The sequence below is a fragment of the Streptococcus infantis ATCC 700779 genome, assembly GCF_000187465.1.
GTDB lineage: Bacteria > Bacillota > Bacilli > Lactobacillales > Streptococcaceae > Streptococcus > Streptococcus infantis.
Genome location: NZ_GL732439.1, coordinates 617,997 through 627,120 on the forward strand (window position 1 = coordinate 617,997; position 9,124 = coordinate 627,120).

Genomic DNA, 9,124 nt, shown 5'->3' on the forward strand with positions numbered 1-9,124 from the left:
ATGATCTAAAAAAGGTCTTAAAGAGGCTTGTTACCTTTAAATATATTAAATCTTGATAGATTAGCTCCTTTTGATTGAATATGTTTTATAGCTAATTCAAGTTCATTAAATTCATTAAATTCTTCTATCTCATAATCTTCAGCCTGATCCAATTTATTTTTTGGTACTGTATAGTAATATGTGCTATAAGTTCCATTATTTTTCTTAATAGCAAATACTTGATAAACAACCTCTCCATCAATTTCAATAAGTTCATCATATCCTTTTGTTTGTAAATTATTTAAATTTAACATATCTATTCTCCTATAATATCAATACGCACTTGTTTCCCATCCGTAATAATCCCCGAACCAGGTCGCCTTTATCATCAGTCATTTCACGTGGGATGCCGATTTGGTCGCAGTGGAAGTAGTGGGTTTGTTGGCGGCTTTCAACGTCTTCAGTTGTCCAGTTGCATACCTGCGCCAAGGGTTCGTGTGTACCGCACATGCCCTACGTCAGGATTGGAAGTTTCGTGCGGGCTACGACTTGCTAACTCAATCTAGTGGTCATTTTTACTATTGTTATCATTGTGTATCTCAATATTTTTTTTATGTGCGAATAATAAATCTAAAATTTGAGATATATTCTTTGAGTCAGGGAATTTTCTAGGATTTTTTATGTTTACGAAATTATCAATTTCCAAGTTTTGTAAATGACTTATTAGTAAAATTGTAGATAGTGGGTATTTATATGAGGAAGGATTTTTTAAAATATCCTCTATTGCTAAATTACTTCCAAAATAATAATTTTTCATTGGAAACACATAATTATCGAATATGGCAATAATTATCTCATTTATTTCATTTTCGGATGTTTCTGGATATAAAGAAATAATGCCAAAATCTTTAAAAATAGAATCAAATTTTCCAAGTTCTGAACCATGTACTTTAAAATTACTTGGTGTGTCATTTTCATCAAAAATATCGTTTATTTCAGGATAAAATTTTGGGATAGTTGTACTTAATTCTATAAATTTTTGGTCTAGAATATTTTTCTCATTTATATAAGAAACGATAGAAAATGAGCATAATGCCCCAATTTTTACATGCTTACCTTTTTTAAATTGGAAATTAATTTTTCCAAAAAAAATGTCATTAAAAAAGAGTGAAATAATACAATCGTGTTTTTTAAATGAAATATGGTTAGCTTCTAAATATGAGCAGAAGCTATTTAATATTTTTTTCTTCATTTTTTATACCTCAATAAAATAAATGTTATATCACTTCCATTGACATTAACAACTTTGCCTTTAGAAGTTAAAATAGTTCCTTCTCCTTTTCTTGATGTATTTGCATTTGTACAACGACCAGTTGGTCATACAGGTCGTAGAAATAGTTCTGCACTTCGTCGTCGGTTAGTTCGCGGTGGATGAGGTTGCCGAGGTCGTCGTAGTAGCAACTTGTGCCGTTGTAGGTTTTCAGGCGGTTGTCTTGAACGGTAGGGCTAACGAGTTATTTAATCAAAATTATTTTCAAATCTCATAAAAAAACATCCTTTATATGTATTCAATAAAAGAATATTAGCATTATTTTCAATAATATATATTTTCTCATATAGAAAATTTGGAAAATCAGCCAATACATCTGTAACTGCACTATCTATTGCTTCATACTCATCATCTGTCAGTGGTGAATCAATATATACATAAAGAGTAAATAATTCTTCAGTCATATCAAATGCAATAAGTCTGACTTTGTTACAAATTGCCCCAAGAAAAGCTGTTTGCATACTTAAAATAATTTCTTGTTTTTTCATAATTAATTTCTCCAATAAAATATAGAATTTAAGTTATATCAGGCAATGTAGGAACAATAAGGGCTTCTTTGGGGATGAATGAATTATTCCCCATTCTGTCGGAGTCTCATCTTTCTTGGGATGCCAATTTGGTCGCAGTGGAAGTAGTGGGTTTGTTGGCGGCTTTCACCGTCTTCGGTTGTCTAGTCGTGGACTTGCGCCAGCGGTTCGTAACTGTCGGGATCGGATAATTTTAAATAATTCATCAGAAGGTGACGGAAGTGAGGCTGTGCGTCGCCTTCGGGTTAGGCAATTTGACAGAGGTCGTCTGAAAAACAGAAACTGCGTACGTGCGTTCCGCACACACTACGTCGGGATTGGAGGTTTCATGCAGGCTACAGCTTGCTGCCATATTGCCGAAGGCCAGTAATATTTATTCTTTCGTCATTGAAAGCAGGAAAGGGGTTGAACTAAGTGCACTTTTTACTGAATCAATTTCAGTAAAGTTCAATGTCCAAATATATTTTTCATTTTTTATAGAATAACTTCCAATTCCTCTATTTAAGAAACTTGTCAAATTAATATTTTCAGCCTGTTTATGATTTAGAATATTAAGTTCATAAATATCTTTAACAAAACCTTTTTCGGCTAATGAACCATTTGTTAATAACATGTTGTCCCATATTTTTTCTGCAAACAATGGTATATTTTCGCTTGAGAATATTGTGGATTTAATTTTAGAACCATCAAGTGTTTGGTTTTCTAGCAATCCCATACCGTAGCCATAATCCCAAGCATCAAGATTTACATTATTAGTAATAAAATTTACTAACAACTCTTTATATTTATATGGGCACATAATTATAAATTTTGCTTCATATACATTATTAGAATTTAAATCTAATTGATTTAAAAAAGGGTTGTCGTACAGGATTAAAATTTTATCTATTTTTTTTGCTTGAGCTGAAAAGAATGATAAATTTTTCTGTTTCATTTTTTTTAAGGTATTTTCAATCGAACTAGATTGATAGTTTCCAAAATTTATATCAATATCATCTAGTCTTAAGTTAAATTCATTTATGTATAATTTATCAATTTGAATTATATTTTCTAAAAACCAATTATCTGTATTTGAGAAATTGTTAATATCATTTCTTTTTAAAAGAGTTATAGAGAAATTTTTAAATTTCTCTCCTTTAGTTTTTTTAAAAATCATTGAATAAATTCCTTACTTTTCATAATTATAGTCCTTAAAATCAATTTTTGAATACTAAAGTCATAAAGCGAGCAACACCTTTGGATGAAGCCACATCCGTTTGCTTATCCTTATTTTTTGTTGAAACCATATATGCAGCCTTTGGACATTTTCCTCCAGCATTGTGCAGTTTTTTCAAATTGAATAACCCTGATCTCTTTTGACCTTTCGTTAATCGTCCTGTATTATATTTTACCTCAATAAAATAGATTTTCCCAGGCATACCTTTGTCAGTATTTTTTGGATAAAAATCATAGGGAAGGGCGTCTGAAGGTTATTTCAGAGGACTTTGATATTTTGTTGGGTCTCGACCAACCTACGCTTGCTATAGTTCGTTATAGTATTTAAATGAATGAATTAAAAAAGAAATATCATATGCTTCGTACAAATACGTTTGGATTTTATACAAGCAATTTTTATGAGTAAATTTTACCTCTATACTATCTTCTTTATCTTTAAAAGTAAAAGCACTATCAAATATAACCCATTCAACATCATTAATGAAAATTGATGTTTCTTCTAATGGCTGATATTTATGATGACCATCCACTATATTTTTTATATGAGTATCAATGTGTGATTCATCATTAATCCAATAAGCTCTGAATATAAAAATCTCACTAGTGTCTAGTTTGTGTACTGCAAAAGTTGGTAAAGGTTCGTCTCCTAAAATAATAGTTTGTACACCTTCTACAGCTAAAACAGATAAATAGTTATGCTGAGAGCAAGCTAAAGAATAATGCTCTTCTGGTTTTAAATCTACACAGCCCTGCCATATATTGGCATCTGATTTGGGTAACATGACTAATGGACCACCATAAGTGTCAATATCATGTGTTTTAAAAAAATTCATTGCAAAACCTCTATGTATTAAAAATTTAAATTTTAGCTAACTAAAGTTACTTCAAGAATAAACATTGAGGATACAGATCTTGAGACTCATTTCCTCGTAGCAAGCCAATATTAGCTTGGTGATCTCCTACAAAATTTCCAGTTTTAGTTCCAGGATCAGTGGCACCACAAGTATGGCATATACCAATTTTATTCAATTTTTTGCGTTCTTCTTGAGTGAAATTCCTTTCAGGTCCTCTAGCAGGAATAGATCCTTCTTCAAATGGGCCAATTCCTACCGTCAGTAATTGTTCTAATGTGAATAATCCTAAAAAGTCTACCCAGCTTTGCGTATTCGGTGCAAACCTGTACAGATTCTCCCCACCCATCAACCCAATCGGATCCTAAGTTACAAACCGACCTGCATCAGGCTCATAGTATCTGAAGAAGTTGTAATGCAGCCCGTTTTGCGGTCGCAATACTGATTTTGCAACCTCAACGGCTGGTGCGCCGTCCCCGTAACGTTCGTCTCCTCTTTCATACGACCTTAATGTATGCGTTAGGAGGAGGCTAATTCTATTTACGCTTGTTTTAAATATCCTTCTTTTTTAATAAAAATATCCTGAAAATTTCATGGCCAAAACCGTCATCAAATTTAGAGTAAACAATGTTAAAAATGTCTTTATAATTAAAATCAGATGAATATTCATGTAACCATGAGAAATTCTCTAAATTTAAGACTGGATAATTTTTAAATGTATTTTCATATTTCGACCTATAAATACATATGTTAGGTATATAAAAACTATATAGATTATGTGATTCAGAACTTATATCCGGGTATGTTATACATATTGATAAATCGTTATCTATCAGAATATCTTTTGCCATTAAATTTATATTATTAATGTAAAATATTGCAGTATTTAAAAAGAACAAATTCAACTGTTTTTGGGATAGTATTTTCAAAAATGGTTTTTCTCTTCCAGTTCTAGTAATCAAGGGAATTTCTTCAAATTCAACAGGATGCTTAAGTAATTTAATTATTTCATCATACTGATACGATTTTTCAGTTTTTGCTAACGTTGTTAATAGTTTTAAGTATTCCATTATGTATTCCATCCATGGCAAAATAAGAAATCTCTATTATCTTTAGAGAATGGGGGATTTATCAATGTTTATCGTGAGTAGTGTGGTTGGTTTTACTGGCTTTGAAGACGAAAGCAGGTTTGCGATTAAGGCGTACGTCAAGAAACTATTTAAATTCTTCTAATAATTCTTTTCTTAATTCCGCAAATTCATCCGATAAATTATTTTTAAGTTCAGTATAAATTTCATCATCGATTTTACTTTGAGTGAATAGTGTCTTTTTAACATAAGGGATAACTTTTTTAGAATTAATTGAAATTAAAAATGCAATAATTTCATTGTAAATATAAGATTTTTCATTAAATTGGCTTAGTTTATGTATTAGTAAATTTTCAATTGATTCTGATCTATAATGTTTTCCTTTTAATCCATACAATACCCAGGAGATAATTTTGTGATGCTTGCTGTTTAAATTTTTTATAAGATATTCTTTTATATAATTTCTTTTTGGGAAATATGCAGAACTAAATGCAATAGAAATAATTATAGAATATCTATTTAAATTCCAAATAGAACTAATATTATTTTCAATAGTGCGAAACTCTTCTTCTCCTAGATTATATTTTTTGAATAGATGTCCTAAAGAAGATATTGCAGATGATTTCACTTTAATACTTTTGTCATTTTGAATAGAGTAAATTAATATAGAGAAAATTTCTTTCAATTCCGTAGTGCTAAGTTTTTCTTGCATTTGTCCCAAGATAAAATTTGCAATTTCTCTATGTTTACTAAATCGACTTGTTAAAAGGGTATTTCTGATTATATCAATAATCTCTTTATACTGAAAAAATTGTAGTCTTTTTGCTGCTTCATATTGAATAATAGTATTAGAATGTAGTAGTTTTTCTAATAAGTCATTGATAGATAGATCTTTACATTCTAAAAAAGCGTCAAAACTTGAAATTCTATCATTTACCATATTATTTTTTCCTGTTACACTTATCATTCGAATGCTGAGAATGGCAACATCCCCAAGCTTTTTGAGTAGATTTAGCTTGTTTGGCAGATATTTGCCCACAATTAATTAATTCTTACAATACTTCACATTTCTCTGGTTTTTTCCTGTGCTTTGAAAATACTCATTTATTTTTTTATAAACTTGATTAGCAACCCCAGTATCTACTTGATTTCCATTTGCTGCCATCATTACTGTATCAAGCGCTTTTTTTCCTTTTTCATAAATAATAACTATACCTAAAGTTACAAGCGCAGCTTTACTTAACACAATCAATTCAGGAGCAATAAGGGAACTGCCAAGCCTTTAAGGGTCGTTCCATCTTTGTACGTTCAGTGCAAACTGATATAAATTTTCCCCACCCATCAATCCAATCGGATCCTGATTCACAAACCGTCCGGCCTCGGGTTCGTAATACCTGAACAGATTGTAATGCAGCCCCGTCTCTTCATCGAAGTATTGGTTCTGCAATCTGAACGGCTGATGTGCATCCTTATAAACCCTCTCATCCTTTTTCAGACGACCCTAGGCGGTGTATTCGCCGTACCACAACAGATTGCCGTTGAAATCGTAGTGGTAGCGGATGGTTTCTGAACGGGCAGGTACAGCATATCGTACAGCACATCGCGCCAGTCGGTTTCAGGCAAATCGTTTCGGGCGTTCTCTTCTTTAGATGGCACTTTCCATTGGTGCTGGCCGTTTTCGTTGTAGACGAAGCAGGTAAGGGTAAGCGTATAGGGCAAGGTCGTCTGAAGGTTATTTCACACAACCTTGATATTTTGTTGGGTCTTGACCCAAACTACGCTTGCTAGAAACATCTACAGTTATTTGGATTTTGATTAGCTTTATATAGTTTGAAGGATTTAAAATTAGTAAATTATAAAAGAATTCAGATTTAAAATGAATGTATTTAAATCTCTCTTCCATAACTTAATGCTCTTAGAAAAGTATAATGATATAGTTGGCTCTTCAGATAAAAAACATGCATAACTTTTTTCGATTGGTAAAACTTCCAAGTCATCCATTCCTTCAAAAACTAGAGTACAAGTTTTGTTTGGTTGGTATCTATGACGAATAGTCCAATATTCTGATATATCTAAATCATTTCCTTCTGATTCTTTTAAAACAATCCAGTTATGGTTATGTAATTGGTCTCTTAAATCTTCAATATGATATTTCATAGTATATTTCCCTCTAGTTATACTACATCCGGGTCGTAGGCGTAGTGGCGGTTAAGTACGGTACAAAAAAGGTCGTCTGAAAATATCGAATCTTACTTTTTGGTTTTTTTCTTAGGATTTAATTCTTCTTTACGTTGCTTATAAAATTGCCAATATTTTTTGTCTTCCATAGAGAAAGGTGTGTAACGTAGCTCATTATAAGTTAGGTCAAAATATTTATAGGCATTTTCCATATCACCTAATTCGTAATAAACGATTCCTGTCCATATAAACACACCTGCTGCAGGTTCATCTTTTCGTGCATCAAGTGCAATTAACATCCACTCAAGAGCTTTTTGATAATCACCTAATTTTTTATAGCTTCCTGAAATACCACAAGCAATCGCAGAAGTAGGTTCAACAAATTGAGTTGCTGGTTTGGGTAAAAGTTCCCATGCCTGCTTTAGAATATCAATTCTTTCCTCCGGTGTGGGCGCGTCATTTGAGTTACATACAAAATCATTGATTATTTCGTTTAATTCATAATTTACTTGATCTAAATACATAATTTCTCCTTCTTATGTGCATTCTTTAAAGAGTATTTATTACCATGATGGTCCAGTTGTGTATCTGTGCCAAGGGTTCGCGCGTAACGCACACACTTTACATCTTGGAGGTTTCATACTGGCTACGGATTGCTTCAGATTATTACAAATTCTATATTTGTACAGAATTTAATTGTCTTTTTGCCGTTTTATTTCTTAAGATACTTTTCTATATATCTGTATTGCTCTTGCGTACATTTAACTGAAAAAAATATTTTTTCACTTATAATACTTTGGGCAGAAAAAATATCTTTTTCATATTTTAATTTTATTTTACTTAACGGAATCATTCCTTTTCCATTTTCTTTCCCACAAAAAAGCTTATATTGTAACTCATTATTACTGATCCTTATATCTCCGCAAGTTTTTTTACTATTATATTCTGATACAATTATATTTAACCAGCCATGTTGAAAATCATAAGAGTAATGTGAAACATAAGGTAAATTAGAAGAAGAGGATACTATTAGAGATAAAATTGAACTTAAAATTGATTTCATAATTTATTTACCATTTAATTTATTAATTTTATTAGCTAACGAAGCAGGAGTAACCCAACCAGACATTTTCAATTCTTTAATATCAGCAGCTTAACTTTGCTCCATATGCAAAACTTGCACACTGCCTATTTCGTAAATTATATCCAGAAGTTTCTGTATTTTTTTATTAATGAGATTGTCAAAAAACAAATCTTTCAAAGGATCTTGATGAAGGTTTGAAGTCGACTGAAAATTATTTCAGACGACCTTATGGGATTTGTTAAACCTTGATACAATTTACATTTACTCAAAATCTATAATTTTTCCATATTCAAGAATTTCATCAAAAGTATCTGCTACTTTTCCAATACTTCCATCATCTAGCCAATACTCCCATATTGAGAAATTATCTTCCAAATCAAAATACACGCACGCTCCATCAGCTAAAGAGCCAAACAGCAAACCTCTTTTTACTCGTTCTGAGTCAATATATCCATTTGAGTCATGCCTTTCTACAATATTAGGCATCTGTTGTTTCTCTTTATTTATCTCTACTAGGTATTTTAAATAGCACCATTGAGGAAATCCATTTAAGTTATCAAACAACGATTCTTCATTAAACAGATTAATTTGATAGTTGTTGAATTCAATCTCCATAAATAATTGAAATTTATTAATAGTATTTTTATATGACTGAGGAAATAAGATGTTTAAATTTTTTTCTATGCTTGATATTTCTTTCATGATTAGTATTAGTCCTTTCAATATGAGTTTTTTTACAACTTCCAATATAATCCCGTGCACTTTTTTTCAATAGACCTCACGAAATTTATCGTGCGCATCAGTTTGTGCTTTATCTCTATGAAAACTTTCTGTAATAAAGAGTTGTGTACCTGTACCAGGGGTTCGTAGTT

General features: G+C 31.4%; 18 protein-coding genes. 1 reads left to right on the forward strand and 17 read right to left on the reverse strand.

Annotated elements, in window-relative coordinates; translation table 11 throughout:
- Window positions 1-17: 17 nt before the first annotated feature.
- The 3 genes from HMPREF9423_RS05295 to HMPREF9423_RS05300 are packed head-to-tail and all read right to left on the reverse strand — an operon-like array spanning window position 18 to window position 1,231.
- Complete coding sequence (locus HMPREF9423_RS05295; protein WP_006148298.1) at window positions 18-293, reverse strand: hypothetical protein; 276 nt, start codon at window positions 291-293, stop codon at window positions 18-20.
- Between the two features lie 10 nt (window positions 294-303).
- On the reverse strand, window positions 304-489 hold the full coding sequence (locus HMPREF9423_RS11915; protein ID WP_233419427.1) for an RHS domain-containing protein: 186 nt from the start codon (window positions 487-489) through the stop codon (window positions 304-306).
- 52 nt (window positions 490-541) lie between these two features.
- A complete protein-coding gene (locus tag HMPREF9423_RS05300; RefSeq protein WP_006148299.1) occupies window positions 542-1,231 on the reverse strand; it encodes a hypothetical protein in 690 nt (229 codons plus the stop codon).
- 39 nt (window positions 1,232-1,270) lie between these two features.
- Between HMPREF9423_RS05300 and HMPREF9423_RS12410 the strand changes: the two genes are divergently transcribed.
- Window positions 1,271-1,414, forward strand: coding sequence for a hypothetical protein (locus tag HMPREF9423_RS12410; RefSeq protein WP_162097542.1), 144 nt, complete (start codon window positions 1,271-1,273; stop codon window positions 1,412-1,414).
- A gap of 83 nt (window positions 1,415-1,497) precedes the next feature.
- On the opposite strand, the gene HMPREF9423_RS05305 is transcribed toward HMPREF9423_RS12410, so the two are convergent.
- From HMPREF9423_RS05305 to HMPREF9423_RS05360, 14 genes are all read right to left on the reverse strand, one after another.
- Window positions 1,498-1,797 (reverse strand): MafI2 family immunity protein, encoded by a 300-nt coding sequence (locus tag HMPREF9423_RS05305; protein WP_006148300.1) that lies wholly within the window; start codon window positions 1,795-1,797, stop codon window positions 1,498-1,500.
- 412 nt (window positions 1,798-2,209) lie between these two features.
- Complete coding sequence (locus HMPREF9423_RS05310) at window positions 2,210-2,992, reverse strand: hypothetical protein (protein ID WP_006148301.1); 783 nt, start codon at window positions 2,990-2,992, stop codon at window positions 2,210-2,212.
- 40 nt (window positions 2,993-3,032) lie between these two features.
- A complete protein-coding gene (locus tag HMPREF9423_RS05315) occupies window positions 3,033-3,254 on the reverse strand; it encodes a hypothetical protein (protein ID WP_006148302.1) in 222 nt (73 codons plus the stop codon).
- 102 nt (window positions 3,255-3,356) lie between these two features.
- Window positions 3,357-3,884, reverse strand: coding sequence for an Imm21 family immunity protein (locus HMPREF9423_RS05320; RefSeq protein ID WP_006148303.1), 528 nt, complete (start codon window positions 3,882-3,884; stop codon window positions 3,357-3,359).
- A gap of 46 nt (window positions 3,885-3,930) precedes the next feature.
- Complete coding sequence (locus HMPREF9423_RS05325; RefSeq protein ID WP_006148304.1) at window positions 3,931-4,251, reverse strand: hypothetical protein; 321 nt, start codon at window positions 4,249-4,251, stop codon at window positions 3,931-3,933.
- Between the two features lie 202 nt (window positions 4,252-4,453).
- Window positions 4,454-4,972 (reverse strand): Imm15 family immunity protein, encoded by a 519-nt coding sequence (locus HMPREF9423_RS05330; RefSeq protein ID WP_006155761.1) that lies wholly within the window; start codon window positions 4,970-4,972, stop codon window positions 4,454-4,456.
- 145 nt (window positions 4,973-5,117) lie between these two features.
- Window positions 5,118-5,957 carry a hypothetical protein gene (locus tag HMPREF9423_RS12600; RefSeq protein WP_420902915.1) on the reverse strand — a complete coding sequence of 280 codons (840 nt, stop codon included), beginning with the start codon at window positions 5,955-5,957 and terminating at the stop codon, window positions 5,118-5,120.
- Window positions 5,932-6,036 carry a polymorphic toxin type 34 domain-containing protein gene (locus tag HMPREF9423_RS12825; protein ID WP_208853958.1) on the reverse strand — a complete coding sequence of 35 codons (105 nt, stop codon included), beginning with the start codon at window positions 6,034-6,036 and terminating at the stop codon, window positions 5,932-5,934. Before HMPREF9423_RS12825 ends, HMPREF9423_RS12600 begins: the two co-directional genes overlap by 26 nt.
- On the reverse strand, window positions 6,036-6,236 hold the full coding sequence (locus tag HMPREF9423_RS12725; RefSeq protein ID WP_006148307.1) for a polymorphic toxin type 34 domain-containing protein: 201 nt from the start codon (window positions 6,234-6,236) through the stop codon (window positions 6,036-6,038). The genes HMPREF9423_RS12825 and HMPREF9423_RS12725 overlap by 1 nt, the downstream gene beginning before the upstream one ends.
- Before the next feature lie 36 nt (window positions 6,237-6,272).
- Entirely contained in the window at window positions 6,273-6,485 is a 213-nt protein-coding gene (locus tag HMPREF9423_RS11925) for an RHS repeat-associated core domain-containing protein (RefSeq protein ID WP_208853959.1), read from the reverse strand.
- A 350-nt stretch (window positions 6,486-6,835) separates the two neighbouring features.
- Complete coding sequence (locus tag HMPREF9423_RS05345) at window positions 6,836-7,147, reverse strand: hypothetical protein (protein ID WP_006148309.1); 312 nt, start codon at window positions 7,145-7,147, stop codon at window positions 6,836-6,838.
- A 92-nt stretch (window positions 7,148-7,239) separates the two neighbouring features.
- Window positions 7,240-7,692, reverse strand: a complete 453-nt coding sequence (locus HMPREF9423_RS05350) for a hypothetical protein (RefSeq protein WP_006148310.1) — start codon at window positions 7,690-7,692, stop codon at window positions 7,240-7,242.
- Between the two features lie 188 nt (window positions 7,693-7,880).
- Window positions 7,881-8,231: a hypothetical protein gene (locus tag HMPREF9423_RS05355; RefSeq protein ID WP_006148311.1), complete on the reverse strand. Its 351-nt coding sequence runs from the start codon at window positions 8,229-8,231 to the stop codon at window positions 7,881-7,883.
- A gap of 282 nt (window positions 8,232-8,513) precedes the next feature.
- Entirely contained in the window at window positions 8,514-8,954 is a 441-nt protein-coding gene (locus HMPREF9423_RS05360) for an SMI1/KNR4 family protein (protein ID WP_006155773.1), read from the reverse strand.
- Between the last annotated feature and the right edge of the window lie 170 nt (window positions 8,955-9,124).